Annotated in this window: 15 protein-coding genes and 1 pseudogene; 9 read left to right on the forward strand and 7 right to left on the reverse strand. The window is 54.1% G+C overall.

Going from position 1 to position 15728, the window contains the following annotated elements; all coding sequences use genetic code 11:
- Positions 1–93: 93 nt before the first annotated feature.
- The 4 genes and pseudogenes from U0L91_RS10775 to U0L91_RS10790 form a co-directional block, all read right to left on the reverse strand.
- Positions 94–696 carry a non-canonical purine NTP pyrophosphatase gene (locus U0L91_RS10775; RefSeq protein WP_330046851.1) on the reverse strand — a complete coding sequence of 201 codons (603 nt, stop codon included), beginning with the start codon at positions 694–696 and terminating at the stop codon, positions 94–96.
- Positions 697–856: 160 nt separating this feature from the next.
- Entirely contained in the window at positions 857–1291 is a 435-nt protein-coding gene (locus U0L91_RS10780; protein WP_330046853.1) for a hypothetical protein, read from the reverse strand.
- Positions 1292–1536: 245 nt separating this feature from the next.
- The gene (locus tag U0L91_RS10785; protein WP_481804529.1) at positions 1537–3492 is read right to left on the reverse strand and encodes an ABC transporter ATP-binding protein; all 1956 of its coding nucleotides are present in this window, start codon (positions 3490–3492) and stop codon (positions 1537–1539) included.
- Positions 3482–4375: pseudogene (locus U0L91_RS10790) on the reverse strand (ABC transporter ATP-binding protein); the annotation flags it as partial. The gene U0L91_RS10785 and the pseudogene U0L91_RS10790, both read right to left, overlap by 11 nt.
- Between U0L91_RS10790 and U0L91_RS10795 the strand changes: the two are divergent.
- From U0L91_RS10795 to U0L91_RS10835, 9 genes are all read left to right on the forward strand, one after another.
- A complete protein-coding gene (locus U0L91_RS10795) occupies positions 4371–5852 on the forward strand; it encodes a hypothetical protein (RefSeq protein WP_481804526.1) in 1482 nt (493 codons plus the stop codon). The pseudogene U0L91_RS10790 and the gene U0L91_RS10795 sit on opposite strands and share 5 nt — an antisense overlap.
- 264 nt (positions 5853–6116) lie before the next feature.
- Entirely contained in the window at positions 6117–6545 is a 429-nt protein-coding gene (locus tag U0L91_RS10800) for a helix-turn-helix domain-containing protein (RefSeq protein WP_330046857.1), read from the forward strand.
- Between the two features lie 61 nt (positions 6546–6606).
- The gene (locus U0L91_RS10805) at positions 6607–7143 is read left to right on the forward strand and encodes an ImmA/IrrE family metallo-endopeptidase (RefSeq protein ID WP_330046859.1); all 537 of its coding nucleotides are present in this window, start codon (positions 6607–6609) and stop codon (positions 7141–7143) included.
- A 36-nt stretch (positions 7144–7179) separates the two neighbouring features.
- A complete protein-coding gene (locus U0L91_RS10810) occupies positions 7180–8688 on the forward strand; it encodes a Y-family DNA polymerase (RefSeq protein ID WP_330046861.1) in 1509 nt (502 codons plus the stop codon).
- On the forward strand, positions 8685–9131 hold the full coding sequence (locus U0L91_RS10815) for a YolD-like family protein (protein WP_330046863.1): 447 nt from the start codon (positions 8685–8687) through the stop codon (positions 9129–9131). Before U0L91_RS10810 ends, U0L91_RS10815 begins: the two co-directional genes overlap by 4 nt.
- A 243-nt stretch (positions 9132–9374) precedes the next feature.
- Positions 9375–10760, forward strand: a complete 1386-nt coding sequence (locus U0L91_RS10820; protein ID WP_330046864.1) for an MATE family efflux transporter — start codon at positions 9375–9377, stop codon at positions 10758–10760.
- On the forward strand, positions 10757–11353 hold the full coding sequence (locus tag U0L91_RS10825) for a cytidylate kinase-like family protein (RefSeq protein ID WP_330046866.1): 597 nt from the start codon (positions 10757–10759) through the stop codon (positions 11351–11353). The genes U0L91_RS10820 and U0L91_RS10825 overlap by 4 nt, the downstream gene beginning before the upstream one ends.
- Positions 11354–11566: 213 nt before the next feature.
- Positions 11567–12058 (forward strand): MarR family winged helix-turn-helix transcriptional regulator, encoded by a 492-nt coding sequence (locus U0L91_RS10830; protein WP_330046867.1) that lies wholly within the window; start codon positions 11567–11569, stop codon positions 12056–12058.
- Positions 12059–12071: 13 nt separating this feature from the next.
- Complete coding sequence (locus U0L91_RS10835) at positions 12072–13409, forward strand: MATE family efflux transporter (protein WP_330046869.1); 1338 nt, start codon at positions 12072–12074, stop codon at positions 13407–13409.
- A 43-nt stretch (positions 13410–13452) separates the two neighbouring features.
- Here the strand turns inward: U0L91_RS10835 and U0L91_RS10840 are convergent, their stop codons facing one another.
- From U0L91_RS10840 to U0L91_RS10850, 3 genes are read right to left on the reverse strand one after another with little or no spacing between them, the layout of a single operon-like run.
- On the reverse strand, positions 13453–14451 hold the full coding sequence (locus U0L91_RS10840) for a hypothetical protein (protein WP_330046871.1): 999 nt from the start codon (positions 14449–14451) through the stop codon (positions 13453–13455).
- Positions 14438–14674 (reverse strand): helix-turn-helix domain-containing protein, encoded by a 237-nt coding sequence (locus U0L91_RS10845; RefSeq protein WP_330046873.1) that lies wholly within the window; start codon positions 14672–14674, stop codon positions 14438–14440. The genes U0L91_RS10840 and U0L91_RS10845 overlap by 14 nt, the downstream gene beginning before the upstream one ends.
- On the reverse strand, positions 14674–15660 hold the full coding sequence (locus U0L91_RS10850) for a hypothetical protein (RefSeq protein ID WP_330046875.1): 987 nt from the start codon (positions 15658–15660) through the stop codon (positions 14674–14676). The genes U0L91_RS10845 and U0L91_RS10850 overlap by 1 nt, the downstream gene beginning before the upstream one ends.
- Positions 15661–15728 lie beyond the last annotated feature (68 nt).

The following is a 15728-nucleotide window of genomic DNA, read 5'->3' on the forward strand; positions in this document are numbered from 1 at the left end:
CACGATGAAATAGCACACCGGTTTGTTTTCAGGCAGGAAAGACGGCAGCTCTCTGGATGCATAAACAGGGGAGAACTCCCAGAAAGAAACAGCTCAGGGAGCAGGAAAGATGGCTTCTTTCAAAAAGCGCTGGAAGCCCTGTTCCACCAAGGAATCGCTTTCCTCGTCGTCCATGTCATAATAATATTGATCGCTCTGCGGGTCTTTCAATAAAGAATCCAACGGAAACCCCGGCACAATCTTTTTGTGCGGCTTGTCAACCAGTACGAACGGCTCAGAATCCAGCGAAAGAGCAGAGGTCATGCCCTCATTGAGGATTAGGCAGATCGCATTCCGATAACGCCCCATCAGACGCCCGCCGTGCTGCCTTGCCAAGGATGTATAGTAGGAAATCATTTCGTCATCGCTGAGCTCTTTACCGCCAACCCTGCGTACATGAATCCCCGGTTGTTCCTCATCGCGCAGTCCCTCAAAGTATAACCCACAGTCGCAGGAAAAAACGGGCATATGGAACAGGGAATAGTAGGCCTTCGCTTTGATCCGAGCATTTTCCAAGGGCGTTTTCCCGGTTTCCTCAATGTCCGGAATTTCCCTATTGAGATCATGGAGGCCGAGCAGCTCAATTCCAAGCGGCTTTGTGATTACTTTCATGCTTTCTAATTTTGCATGATTGGTCGTTCCATATAAAAGCTGCATGCTTGTTTTCTCCCGGAATGGATTTTGATTTGATGATTTTTCTCGTCTGAACGAGCGCACCGATGAACCATAATGGACTGTAAGCGTCGTGACGGGGAAGCGAGAAGAAGGGGAGAGGCTTTCGGTTTCTCTTTGGCCGTGAGCCCAAAACGCACCGGCGTCAATCTGGTTGGCGGCTCCTCCAGAAAGAAAATATGGAGTATCCAAATGCCAGCACCAGAAAGACAATCCAGATAACGGCGCTGAGCGTGGACGAGGTGAGGGAGAACCATAGCCCGGTGACGCCCCATACTACGGCGATCAAAAGCGTAAGAATCCCCTCCCAAAGATGGGCAGATTTCCAGCTGCGCACAAGGATTCCGATTCCGAAGATTCCCAAAAATTCAACCGCCAGGATCCCATGGATCAGGCACTGCAGAATTTGCTGCGCGGCATATTCTGACCATTTGGAACCGCTGAAAATCGCAGCCTCCTCGACTCTTTGGTATTCCTGGATGTTCAGAATAAGGCATATGACCTGCAAAATCCCTACAATCAGAATCATCCATTTTTGATAGGAGTATTTCCAGTAAGAAAACGGTTCTTTCTCTTTCATGATTCAGCACCCCCAAGATCCTCTTTTGGCTTCATTATAGCATAAATTGATGCTTTTGGGGATAGTGTGTCTCACGAAGTTTTATAGGTTTCCAAGTTGAACACGTTTTGCGGGCCCGCCCTGCAGCCTTGTCCGGAGGAAACCGTTATACTTCGGTTTCCTCTGGCGGTTTATAGAAAAAGGGTGCTGATGTGAAATCAGCACCCTTTTTGTCAGGATCAATTTTTGAAGTTACATTTTTGGGATTATTCCAGCTCGAAAGCGCCGGTATACAGCTGATAGTATTTGCCCTTCATGGCGATCAGCTCTTCGTGGCTGCCGCGCTCGATGATGCGGCCATGTTCGAGGACCATGATGGCATTGGAGTTCTGGACCGTGGAGAGGCGGTGGGCGATGACGAAGACCGTCCGGCCGTACATCAGCGCATCCATACCCCGCTGGACAATGGCCTCAGTACGGGTATCGATGGAAGAGGTGGCCTCATCGAGGATCATGACCGGGGGATCGGCCACGGCGGCCCGGGCAATGCTCAGCAGCTGCCGCTGGCCCTGGCTCAGGTTGGCGCCGTTGCCGCGGAGCACGGTGTTGTAGCCCTCGGGCAGACGACGGATGAAGTCATCTGCGCCGGCCAGCTTGGCCGCCGCGATGCACTCTTCGTCGTGGGCCTCCAGATTGCCGTAACGGATGTTTTCCATGACGGTGCCGGTGAACAGGTTCGTGTCCTGAAGCACCATGCCCAGGGAGTGCCGCAGGTCGGCCTTCTTGATCTTGTTGATGTTGATGCCGTCGTAGCGGATCTTGCCGTCGTCGATGTCGTAGAACCGGTTGATCAGGTTCGTGATCGTCGTCTTGCCGGCACCGGTGGCGCCGACGAAAGCAATCTTCTGGCCGGGCTTGGCGTAGAGGGAGATGTTATGGAGGACGATCTTGTCCGGCGTGTAGCCGAAGTCCACATCGTAGAACCGCACGTCGCCGGTCAGCTTGGTGTAGGTGACGGTGCCATCGTGATGGGGATGCTTCCAGGCCCAGACCATGGTGCGCTCGGGGCACTCGGTCAGGGTGCCGTCGGCGTTCTCCTTGGCGTTGACCAAGGTCACATAGCCGTCATCGGTTTCGGGTTCCTCGTCCAGCAGGGTGAAGATCCGGTGGGCGCCGGCCAGACCCATGATGACCATGTTGATCTGGTTGGACACCTGGCCGATGGAGCCGGCGAACTGCTTGGTCATGTTCAGGAACGGTACCACGATGCTGATGCTGAAGGCCATGCCGGAGAGGCTGACGTTGGGAGCGCCGGACAGCAGCAGGGCGCCGCCCACCAGTGCCACGACCACATACATCACGTTGCCGATGTTGCCCAGCAGCGGCATGAGGATGTTGGCAAAACGGTTGCCGTTACGGGCGTTGAAGAAGATTTCAGCGTTGACTTTGTCAAAGTCGGCCTTGGCGGCTTCCTCGTGACAGAAGACCTTGATAACCTTCTGGCCGGTCATCATTTCCTCCATGAACGCCTCGGCGTTGGCCAGGGTGATCTGCTGACGCAGGAAGTAGGAGGAAGAACGCTTGGTGATGGCGCGGGCGCAGACGGCCATGCAGACAACACCTGCCACCACTACAAGAGCCAGGAAGATGCTGTAGTAGACCATGATGCAGAACACCACGAACAGCGTGATGCCGGAGATGAGGATATTGGGAAGGCTCTGGCTGATGAGCTGGCGCAGGGTGTCGACATCGTTGGTGTAGTAACTCATGATGTCGCCGTGGCCATTGGTATCAAAGTACCGGATGGGCAGATCCTGCATGTGGTCGAACATCTTCTGACGCAGCTTTTTCAGGGAGCCCTGGGTGATAATGGCCATCATCTGCGTGTAGAAGGCGCCGGCGATGAGGCTGATCACATACAGGACCACTAGAATTCCTACAAGGCCGAGGATTTTTCCGGAGACTGCCGACCAGTCGCCGCTCTTGTAGCTCTCGTCTACCAAGGAGATGACCTTCTGCAGGAAGATCGCCGGCATGGAACTGACCAGAGCGTTGATCAGAATGCAAACCAGTGTGACCGGCAGCAGCACCGGATAGAATTCAAGCAGAGTTTTCAGCAGTCTGCGGAGTACGCCCTTGGGGGCGCGGCGGCCGCGGCTGGTCGTGGTACGGGTTGCAGCGGGGGCGGCATTCCGTCCTTCCAACGTGTCTTTACGCTTCATCATGATCACCTGCCTTCGTCTGGGACGTGTACACTTCGCGGTAAATCTCACTGCTCTTCAAAAGCTCTTCATGGGTGCCGATGGCGCTGATGTGGCCGCCGTCCATGACAATGATGCGGTCGGCGTCCTCCACCGAGGCCACACGCTGCGCAATGATAATTTTGGTGGTATCCGGGATGAACTCACGGAAGCCCTGGCGGATCAGGGCGTCAGTATGGGTGTCCACCGCAGAGGTGGAATCGTCGAGGATCAGCACCCTAGGCTTCTTCAGCAAGGCCCGGGCGATGCAGAGACGCTGCTTCTGACCGCCGGAGACATTGCTGCCGCCCTGCTCAATCCAGGTGTCGTACTTGTCGGGGAACTGCTGGATGAACTCGTCGGCCTGGGCCAGACGGCAGGCCTCATACATTTCCTCGTCAGTGGCGTTGGGGTTGCCCCAGCGGAGATTGTCCTTGATGGTGCCGGAAAACAGCACGTTCTTCTGAAGCACCATGGCCACGTTGTCGCGGAGAACTTCCAGGTCATAGTTCCGCACATCCACGCCGCCGACACGGACTGTGCCCTCCGTCACGTCGTAGAGCCGGGGAATCAGCTGCACCAGGGTGGTCTTGGACGAGCCGGTGCCACCCAGGATGCCAATGAGTTCGCCGGAACGGATGTGGAGGTCCACATTCTCCAGGGCGTTGCGCTCGGCAGTCCGGGAGTACTTGTAGCTGACGCCGTCAAAATCAATGGAGCCGTCCTTCACTTCCTTGATCGCATTTTCGGGGCTGGTCAGGGTGCTCTGTTCCTGCAGCACCTCGACAATACGCTCGGCGGACTCCATGGACATGGTGATCATCACGAACACCATGGAGAGCATCATCAGGCTCATGAGGATGGATCTGAGCCCCGTGGGACTCGAATGCCACAACGAAACCACCCCCTATTTCTGCACCCCGGAAGGCGCGTCTGTTTTTGGCTGGGCCGGTGTGGATGGAATCCATTTCTGCTGCATCCGAGGGTTTGGGACGATGGTGTTTTCTGTCAATCCGTCGAATTCCTTTCCCGACTGTGTCCACCCACTGGCCAAAGACTTTACGGACTTTCTGCGTCTCCTGCTTGCCTGCGGAGACACTGCAGCGCTCGAGCAGCTCTGGATGTGGGACGAAACACAGTTTGAAAATTTCCTGCGGGAAAATCCCATATCCGAAAAGCAGCGGCACATTTTGTCCGAAATATCCGAGCAATGGAACCTGAAACCCATGGAGCACCCGTGGGCCTATGTCAAGGCGCTGCAGTCCACCTTTGATTCCAGCAAACTCCGGTATTCGGAGGAACATCCCGATGCTGAAGCAAACCTGCCTGCCGAACCGACTGTTCCGGAATGGAAGGTATATTTTGACGGAAACTTCTGGGGGCATCGCGGCAATGACCCCGCCGGGAAAAAGATTTCTCTCGGCAAACAGTTTGACTGGGCAGGCTACCACTGGCAGATTCCCGCGATCTATTTATGCGACCAGGGACTGGTCATGGATTTCTGCATCCAGGTGGATGGAAACATGATCCACCGATTCATGGAAAAATGGAATCTTAGCCCGGAAAATGATTCCTGTGACAATTTCAACCGCGATCAACAGCTTCAAATGGAGTGGGAAAATCCGCTTTGCTTCGATTTTCTTCCATCTCTGAAGTTGTCCGATACAATATTACAAACCAATCATGGCTGCACAACGTCCTACAATCCCTGTCTGCCTCACAAAATGACCGACAGCTCCCAAGCAAAGAGGCTTCTGGACCATTATCACTTGGATTCCTCCCACGGATGGATCATCTGCAGGAATGCTTTCCCATGGGAAAGAAACTTCTGCCCGGAAATCCAGTCCCTTTCCCTTATCATGGAAGAGAATCCCGTTCATCTGCCCGGACCGCATTTCAGGGTGCACGCGCCGGGAGATTCCTTCACCTTTTCTCACCCCCTCACCGGAGAGGCCTGTACGCTGACCGTACAGGCACTGGAACATCAGACGGTGCCGCAAAGCTGTTTGGCCGCGAATCGCCGGAGTTATCCGACGCACTGCGTCTGTATGTACTACACCCTTTCGCCGGAACCGGCCGAAAAGGTGGAAGTCTTCGATACCGCACAAGGAGATCAGCCTGCTGAAAGGGGATCAGAACCCGATCCACAGAATCCTGTCTGCAACACCGGCATCATTGGCGGTGCAGACGGTCCGATTGCCATTTTCCTCGGGCCTGTTTCTCACGGAACGTGCCGTGTGGCCTGTTCTTCTCTGTACTTTGATCCGATTTTGGATGATGTCGAATGGCGCCTTGTTTTTTGTGTCAGGCAATTTGAAAAAGCCTCCTTCCAGCTTATCTGAAATGGGTGGTCATAAACTGTAAAAGTATCCCGCTGATTCCGCACAAGACCGTGCAGTATCAGTGAGATTTTTTCCTGTTTCGTGTCCAGTCGAACCTCAGGTTTCTGGTCATGTCAATCTGCATGGAGGAGCTCATTATCTTGACACAAGTGGCAATTCGGAGTAGAATAGTAGCAGTTTAATGTCCACTCATTCCGCAGCGGCTGTTTTGGCCGCAGTGTAACGGAACGCTTGATTTTCTTTGAACAGGAGTGATGATTCGGCATGACGTTCGGTGAGAAGTTCAAGGCCCTGAGAGAAGAAAAAGGTCTGACACAGAAGAATGTTGCCAGGGAATTGGGAATAAACTCCCGTATGATCACACGTTACGAGAACGACATTTCTCATCCTCGGACGCGAGACGCTTACCGCAGAATTGCGGATTACTTCGGGGTGGATGTCAACTATCTGCTCACCGAAGATGACTCGTTTGTTGTCCGGGCTTCCGAACAATACGGTGCGCGCGGCATGAAGCAAGCACAGGAACTGATTGACGGCATGTCCGGATTGTTTGCCGGCGGTACATTGTCGGAACAGGACAAGGATGCAGTCATGAAGGCGCTGCAGGATATCTACTGGGAGTCCAAAGCACGGAATGCACAGAAATATGCCGCCAGAGGGAATCGCACGGAGAAAGATTCCTCCGGCATCTGAAATTGCCTGTTTCCTAACGGCAGGAATTCCAGGATCTTGCAGTGCCAAGGAGGGCGCACCGATGGTGATCCGTTCGGAAGAAATTTATCATAAAGCCGGCAAACTTCTCCGCCGCTGCGGAACGCGGGATGCGCTGCAGATTGCCCGGGAGCTTGGCATTTACCTTCATTTTGTGGGGGAGTTCAGGAATCTGCTCGGGATGTATACCTATCAGCAGAAAGAGCGGCATATTTTACTGAATGCCAACCTGGACGAGTTCCTTATGCAGATGGTCTGTGCACATGAAATCGGCCATGATATCCTGCACAGGGACAAGGCGAAGGGGAACCGTGTTCTGTCAGAGTTTGTGCTGTTTGATATGCGCACGGCGGTGGAGTATGAAGCCAATGCGTTTGCGGCACATCTGCTGATTGATGATGATGAATTGATGGACTACCTGCAGCAGGGATACGATGTGGCCCAGCTGGCAGCAGCGATGCATACGAACATCAACCTGATGCTCGTCAAACTGAACGAGATGAACCGTTTGGGGAAAGATTACAGGCTGCCCTATCTACCGCAGGCGGATTTTCTGAAAAAGATCAAGCCGGAAGAATGAACCGGCGCCAGTTTACAAGGGGAGGGAAAAGCGGGAATGCGCCATCGTACCTATGTTGCGATTGACCTCAAAAGTTTCTATGCGTCGGTGGAATGCCGGGAACGCGGCCTGGACCCTCTGGATACCAACCTTGTGGTTGCGGATGAAAGCCGGACCGACAAAACGATCTGTCTGGCCGTGAGCCCCTCCCTGAAAAGTTACGGAATCCCCGGCAGACCCCGGTTGTTTGAGGTGGTGCAGCAGGTCAAAAAGGCCAATATCGGGCGCTGTTACCGTGCGCCGGGACACAAACTGACCGGAAAATCCTGTTTTCTTTCTGAGCTGAACGCCGCCCCTGAGCTGGCCATCGATTACATCATCGCCCCGCCGCGGATGGCGTACTATATGCAGTACAGTACACACATTTATACCATTTATCTCAAATACATTGCGCCTGAAGATATCATTATCTATTCCATCGATGAGGTCTTTCTGGATGTGACGGACTATCTCAGGACCTATGGGCTGTCGGCACGGGAACTGACCATGAAGATCATCCTGGACGTTTTGAACACCACGGGGATCACGGCAACGGCGGGGATCGGTACGAATCTGTTTCTGTGCAAGGTAGCCATGGATATCGTGGCCAAGCACATTCCTGCCGACAAGAACGGCGTGCGGATCGCCGAACTGGATGAGATGGGCTTCCGCCGCAATCTCTGGTCACATCGCCCGCTGACGGATTTCTGGCGTGTAGGCAGAGGCTATGCAAAAAAGCTCGAAGCCAACGGCATGTTTACGATGGGGGATGTTGCCCGGTGTTCCGTCTACAACGAGGACTTGCTGTACAAGCTGTTCGGGAAAAACGCGGAACTGCTGATCGACCACGCATGGGGGTGGGAACCGTGTACCATCGCGGCCGTGAAAGCCTACCGACCGGAGAGCAACAGCCTCGGCTCCGGCCAGGTACTGCAGCAGCCCTACACAACGGAAAAGGCCCGGCTGGTCCTGCGGGAAATGGCGGATGCGCTCTCGCTGGACCTTGTGAGAAAAAGACTGGTGACGGACCAGATTGTGGTGACGATCGGCTATGACGTTGAGAATCTGGCAACACCGGACCGCAAACGCCAATACCTCGGCCCTGTGGTGAAAGACCGCTACGGGCGCGAGGTCCCGATGCACTCTCATGGTACACAAAATCTTGAGCGGCACACTTCCTCCACAAAATGGATCGTGAAGGCGGCAACCGAACTGTTCGATCGCATCGCGGACAAAAATCTTCTGGTTCGGCGGCTCAATATCGTGGCCGCACATGTGATTCCGGAGACGGAGGCAGGAAAGAGCGATCCGGGGGTTGAACAGCTGGATCTGTTTACCGACTATGAAGAAGAGCAGGCAAAGCGGGAGAGGGAAGAGGCCGAGCTTTCCCGCGAGCGCAAACGTCAGGAGGCCGTGCTGGCCATCAAGAAAAAGTTCGGAAAAAACGCCATTCTCAAAGGAATGAATCTTGAGGAAGGGGCGACGGCCAGGGAACGGAACGCACAGATCGGAGGGCATAAAGCATGACCGGAGATTATGAGGATATCATCCATCTGCCGCATCATGTGTCATCCAGACGGCCGCAGATGCCGATGTCGGATCGTGCGGCGCAGTTTTCACCGTTTGCGGCGCTGACCGGATATGATGATGCCATCCGGGAAACCGGACGGCTGACGGAGCAGAAACTCGAGCCGGACGAAGAAACGCTGGAACTCCTCAATCAGAAAATTCATCTGCTCCGGGAACATCTGCGCGAGCATCCAGAGGTTTGCTTTACCTATTTCCGGCCGGACAGCCGCAAAGAAGGTGGTGCCTACCTGACAAAGTCCGGCACCATTCAAAAAATTCAGCTATGCGAACGGATAATTGTTCTCGGGGACGGAACCCTGATCCCGATGGATGATATTCTGGACATGGAGAGCCCGCTTTTTGAAAAAATCGAATCCGATCCGCAATCCTGCATCGATTGAAGAAGAACGGATCTCTTGCGGATTGTCCGATAAAAAGTGGCTGCCGAATCCCGAATACTGGAACCCCAGAGGGTAAAATGCCGGCCACCCGGTTTCCTGAGAAAGCAAAAAATTGTAAGATTGCACAATTACGAAACAAAATTTTATCTATTATAATAGTATATACAAACTATGGGCGGTAACCGAAGTGTGAAGGCCACATTTCAGGTTACCGTCTTTTTGTCTTTCTTAGGAGGTTACCGCATGGATCAGACATCCAATCGTTATCTGGCACAGGCGCCCATCGGGCCGCTGATGCTCAAATTTGCCGTTCCCTGTATTTTATCGCTGCTGGTTTCGTCCCTGTATAATATCGTGGACCAGATCTTTATTGGCCAGGGTGTCGGCTACCTCGGCAACGGCGCCACCAACGTCGTATTTCCGATTACCGTCATCGCACTGGCCGCGGCACTGATGATCGGCGACGGATGCGCCGCCTTTCTCAGCATCTGCCAGGGGCAAAATGACACCGAAAATGCTCATCGCAGCGTGGGCAATGCTATCACGCTACTTCTTCTGTGCAGTGTTGTTCTGGTGGTCCTGTTCGCGGTGTTCCGCGACTCGATCCTGGCGGCTTTTGGCGCTACCGAGAACAACCTTTCCTACGCCATCGATTACTTCAATATCATTATCATCGGTATTCCGTTTTATATCCTTACCAACGGAATCAATTCCATCATCCGCGCAGACGGCAGTCCCAAATTTGCCATGATGTCCACGCTGGTGGGATGCATCATGAATGTGATTCTGGACCCCATCGCCATCTTTGTCCTGCATTGGGGAGTTACAGGCGCAGCACTGGCCACCATCGCCGGTCAGATTGTCTCGACCATTCTGGGCATCGGATATCTGTTCCGGGCACGCTCCTTCCGTCTGCAAAGAAACAGCTTCCGTCTGCGCGGCAAACTGATGGCCAAGATCCTGCCGCTTGGTGTCAGCAGTCTGCTCACCCAGCTCTCCATCGTAATCATCATGGGCGTCATGAACACCACCCTTGTCAAATACGGTGCGCAGTCCGAGTACGGTGCCGATATTCCCATGACCGTGGTGGGTATTGTCATGAAGGTATTCCAGATTGTCATCGCGTTTGTTGTGGGGGTTGCGGCCGGCTGTCAGCCGATCGTCGGCTACAACTACGGCGCCGGAAACGGCCGCCGCGTCCGGCAGATTTTTAAAACGATGATGCTCACAGAAGCTGCAATCGGCGTGATTTCCACCCTGGCATTTCAGCTGTTCCCGGTCCAGATCATCTCGCTTTTCGGCAGTGAAAGCGAACTCTACAACCGGTTTGCCGGATATTCCTTCCGGATCTTTCTCTCTACCATTTTGCTGTGCTGCCTTCACAAAGCCATCAGCATCTTTTTGCAGTCCCTGGGAAAGCCGGTGCAGTCCATGACGCTTTCGCTGCTGCGGGATTTTGTTCTGTGCGTTCCCTTGGTCCTGCTGCTTCCCCTGGTTGTAGACCCCGGCGTCATGGGACCGCTGTACTCTGCACCGGTTGCCGACGTGCTCACCTTGCTGGTGGCGGTAGTCATGATGGCCGGCGTTTGGAAACGGCTTGACCGGATGCAGGAAAGGAGCTTCGAATGAATCAGATCATCCTTACCATCGGACGGCAGTTCGGTTCCGGGGGCCGCGAGATCGGCAAACAGCTGGCAAGCAAATTGGAAATTTCCTATTACGACAAAGAACTTCTGGGCGAAGCTGCCAGGCTCAGCGGTCTGTGCAAAGACTATCTGGAGCAGCGGGATGAATTTTCTACCAACAGCCTTTTGTATTCCTTTATCATGGGAACGCGGACCCTGACAGGGCAGCCCAGCCTGGAAGAACTGGCCTGGAAAGCGCAGCGGGATGCCGTAGAGTCCGCAGCAAAGCAGGGCAGCTGTGTGATTGTCGGACGCTGTGCCGACGTCATCCTGAAAGATTCTCCACATTTGCTCCGCGTCTTTTTGTCTGCACCCGAAGAACAACGCATTGCCCATGTAAGCCAGCGTGACAATCTCACTTTTCAGGAAGCGGCCGCCAAAATTCGCCGTATGGAACGCAGCCGCGCCGCCTATTATCAGGCCTTCACCGGTCAGAAATGGGGTCAGGCTGACAATTACGATATCTGTCTGAATGTTTCCCCGTTCGGGGTGGAACAGACTGTGCAGCTCATTCTGGAGATCGCAAAGTCTGTCTGAATTTCTGTGCGGAACAAAACGATACGCCGGAAGACGTGCTTTCCAAATAACAAGCCAGGCGGCTGACTCTTTTCTGGAGTCAGCCGCCTATTGTATTGCGGAAAACGCTTTCCGGCCAGACCGGTTCCGGAATTCTTTTCCTCTTGACAATGGTATGATATCGTACTATGATATAGTACGATATCATACCATATAGAAAGGGGAGACCGGCGTATGAAACATCAGGCTTCCAAAGATCTGAAGCGATACAATTATCTGTTTGGCGAAACGGGGATGGCCTATCATGAGATGAATGTTCGCCTCGGGCTATCGGACAGCACGTCCTCGGTGCTGTATGCGATCTGGGAACAGGGTGACCGCCGCCTGCTCAAAGAAATCTGCCGTTTTTCCGGATTGAGCAAACAGACAATCAATTCGGCCATCCGAAAGCTGGAAAAGGCAGGGATCGTCTATCTGGAAATGGCGGACAAGAAAAACAAGATGGTGTGTCTGACAGAATCCGGAAAAGCATTGGCCGAAAAAACTGCCGGACGGATCCTTGCGGCAGAGGACGAAATATTTGCGTCCTGGCCCCGGGAGGACGTGCAGAATTATTTTGCACTGACCGAAGCGTTTCTGGTCGCACTGCAAAAGAAGGTAGCAGCCATGCCGCCGGCAGAATCCGCCGGCAGCGACGCAACGATACAAACGGAAGGATCGGAGTAAAAAGGGTACCTCTATGCACAAACAGAATCTGCAATTATCCAGTCATTTTGGATACAAAGAATTGTTCCGCTTTACTCTCCCGGCAATCATGATGCTGGTGTTTACCTCCATTTACAGTGTGGTGGACGGCTTCTTCGTATCCAATTTTGTCGGGAAAGTCCCGTTTGCCGCCATCAATTTCGTAATGCCGTATCTGATCATTCTGGGCTGTGTCGGCTTTATGTTCGGCACAGGCGGCGGGGCCCTGATTGCCAAAACGCTCGGGGAAGGGGACCGGAAACGGGCCAACGAACTGTTTTCAATGATCGTCTACGCCGGGCTTCTCAGTGGAGTGGTCCTGGCCGTTGTTTCTTTGCTTCTCCTGCGGCCCATTGTGACCCTGATGGGCGCAGAGGGTCCGCTGTTTGAAAACTGCATCATCTACGGAAACATCATTCTGGCGGCGCTCCCGTTTTTCATGCTGCAGTATGAATTCCAGTGCCTTTTTGCCACTGCCGGGAAACCTACACTGGGGCTGAGCATCACGGTGGCAGCCGGCTTGACCAACATGATCCTGGATGCCGTTTTTGTTGCCTTTTTTCAATGGGGACTGGTCGGAGCCGCAGCCGCCACGGCGGCAAGTCAGGCGGTGGGAGGCATCATTCCGCTGATTTATTTTGCGCGGAAGAACTCCAGTTACCTGCAGCTGGGGCGGTGCTGTTTCAGCCGTTCCGCGCTGCTGAAGGCGTGTGCCAACGGCTCTTCGGAACTGATGAGCAATATCTCGTCCTCTGTCGTCAGCCTGCTTTTCAATTTGCAGCTGATGCAATATGCGGGGGAGGACGGAGTCGCCGCCTACGGCGTTCTGATGTATGTTTCCATGATCTTCCAGTCCATTTTTATGGGATATGCCGTCGGTGTGGCTCCGACCATCGGATACCAGTACGGCGCCCGGAACCACCGCGAGCTGCGCAGCCTTCGGAAGAAGAGCTTTCATCTGATCGGTATTTTCTCTGTGGCAATGTTCCTCACCGGTCAGCTGCTGTGCCGTCCGCTTGCCATGATTTTTGTCAGCTATGATGCCGCCCTCCTCGAAATGACCGTTCACGCCTTCTCCATTTTTTCCTTTTCCTTCCTGTTATCGGGCATCGGAATTTTCGGCTCCGCCTTTTTCACGGCACTGAATGACGGCCTGACTTCTGCTCTGGTTTCCTTTCTGCGGATTCTGGTCTTTCAATGCTCTGCTGTCCTGATCCTGCCGATGTTCTGGAAACTGGATGGTATCTGGATGTCCGTGGTTGTCGCCGAAGCGCTGGCCGCCATCGTGACATGCGGTTTCCTCGCCATGAAGCAGAAGACCTATCAGTATTGAACAAGAGGCACCGGGAATCCCGGTGCCTCTTGTTTTTCCTAAGTCACTCTGCCGGCAGACAAATGCTCACCGATTTCTGTTCTGCTACCAGGCCTTCACTTTGTACCGGAAGGGAGAGCACCTGTGATTTCACGCCGTCATAGTCCGTCAAAGAATCATGCCGTCCCACAGACCAGCGTTCCGTGTGCAGGATGCCTTCACTGTCGGTGCACCGGCTTTCCAGCAGAACCGTCTGCGCGTCCGGCAGAAAGTCAATGGATTCCGGCAGCTCTGCCGCAGGATAAACCGTATCTTCCATAAGTCCGTATGCTTCGTCAAACTGATATACGGCAACTTCCTGCGCTGCGTAGACAAAGGCAAGATTGACGGTGATCTCGGTGGTTTCGGCTTGTTCTTCCACGCCGAAAGATTCGGATATCTTTTCCCGGACCGAATAACTGTACGAAGCGCCTTCCGCTTCGCTGCTGTCCCAGGAAATGCCTTCGCCCTCGGTCAGATAGAACCGCTCATCCTGTGTACGATAGACCGGATTGATCCAGACCGTCCGGGGCATTTCCTCTTTCCCGACTTTGGACAAATCCAGGTACAGGGTACCGCTCTGTTTGTGAATCCGTTCACTCTCGTTATCCGTCACACCGGACCCCAGCTTCCCGTAAGCCGGGTCCGAACCGTTCCGAATTGTCGTGACACCGTTTTCCTCCTCCGCAACCATACAGAGTGCATACCCGGTTGTTCCGGGGAACGCCTGCCGCCAATCCTCTCCGAGCGGCGTCTGCCAGGGAGCCGAGGTCTCGGGAATCACACCGTACAGCCGTTCTCCGTCAGCGGAAGTTCCAGAAACTATGACCTCGGTGCCAACAGGCTCTCCGGGGACCGTTTCTTCGGTTTTTCCATCCAGCGCAACAGGTTCTGTGGTTACATACACACCGATCAGACGGTCCTGCTGCGTTGTGCCGGAATCGGCAACTGCCAGCTGGCATCCCGTCAACATACCACAGGCCAGCAGAACCGGCAGAATCTGCATTCGTTCAGTTTTCTTCATGGCTGTCACCGTCCTCCAGTTTTCCGTCAAATTTCAGAAGATCCCCCACATCACACTGCAGAAAATAACAGATCCGGTTGATGGTATGGAACCGCACACCTTTGGCCTTTCCGCTGCGTAGGATGGACAGATTGGCTTCGGTGATCCCGACCAGCTTGCAAAGTTCTTTGGAGGTCATCCCTCTTGCGCGCAGACACTCATCAAGACAAACCCGGATTCCCATCAGATAAATCCCTCGTTTTCCTCCCGGATTTCCCGGCTTTCCGTCATCCAGCGGCTGAGCAGCAGCGCCCCCAGTGCAAAAATGATCGGCAGCACGGAAAACTGCATTCTGAAATTGATCCGATAAAGGAACCTGGCCGCAGCCAGTTCCATGAGAAGAAAGGCAACCTGAATCACGACAGACCAAACCGCCGTTGCGGCGGCAATCCTGCCGGTCCGTGCGCAGGACTCAATCGCCTGCGAGGCATACCGGTCCCGGCGTACCTCCTCAAGCAGCCGGAGCAAAGCGTGCACAATGCGCAGATCCAGCAAAGTGGGCAGGGAATGGACGCCCCATCCCAGAACCAGGAACAACATGGTCAGCCAGAGTTCCTCTTCCGTGAGTGCCGTATTGGCGGCACGGACCTGCCGCATCTCTTCGAGAAGCAGCGCATACGAGTTGCCGAACACCGAGCCTATGAACAGAACATCCAGCAGGGCAAGCGCCCCGGAAAGCCATCGAAAAATCTTTGCCGACTCCGCTCTGGACAGATTCCGCACCGCATACAGCACCCGCATGATGCCGTAAGAAAGCAAAATGCACCATAGCAGATACCCGGTCATCCAGACCGGAATTTCTGCCCCCAGCAGTGCCGGAAAGAACTGCCGCAGGAGCCCGGGATTGACCATCCCATACATGGCCGGGAAGAGGAGGACACTGAAGAGAACCAGAAGCCCGTCCGCTGCCGAAAACCGTCTGCGACGGAATACCGCCAGATAACCGATCGGCAGGAGGCAGAACAGGACGAACAGCAGCCAGGCCAGAACATTCCCCACACTTCCCGACAAGGATAGCGCCCGGAGTCCCTGCCCGATCGGATACCAGGGAAAGGAAACGGCCGTCCCTGCAAAGCCAGCAGCGGCCAGCCCCGTCGAAAGGAGCAGAATCAGAGCTGCTGCTTCCAGAACCAGACCCAGGTAGAGCCATCTGCGATATTGGCGTTTCATCTGCTGTCACTCCTTTTAAAATTATTGTTTTTCGATAATTCAAGTCTAGCATATTCCTGTCTTTCTGT

This window comes from Gemmiger sp., from assembly GCF_036306485.1.
In the GTDB taxonomy this organism is placed as follows: Bacteria; Bacillota; Clostridia; order Oscillospirales; family Ruminococcaceae; genus Gemmiger.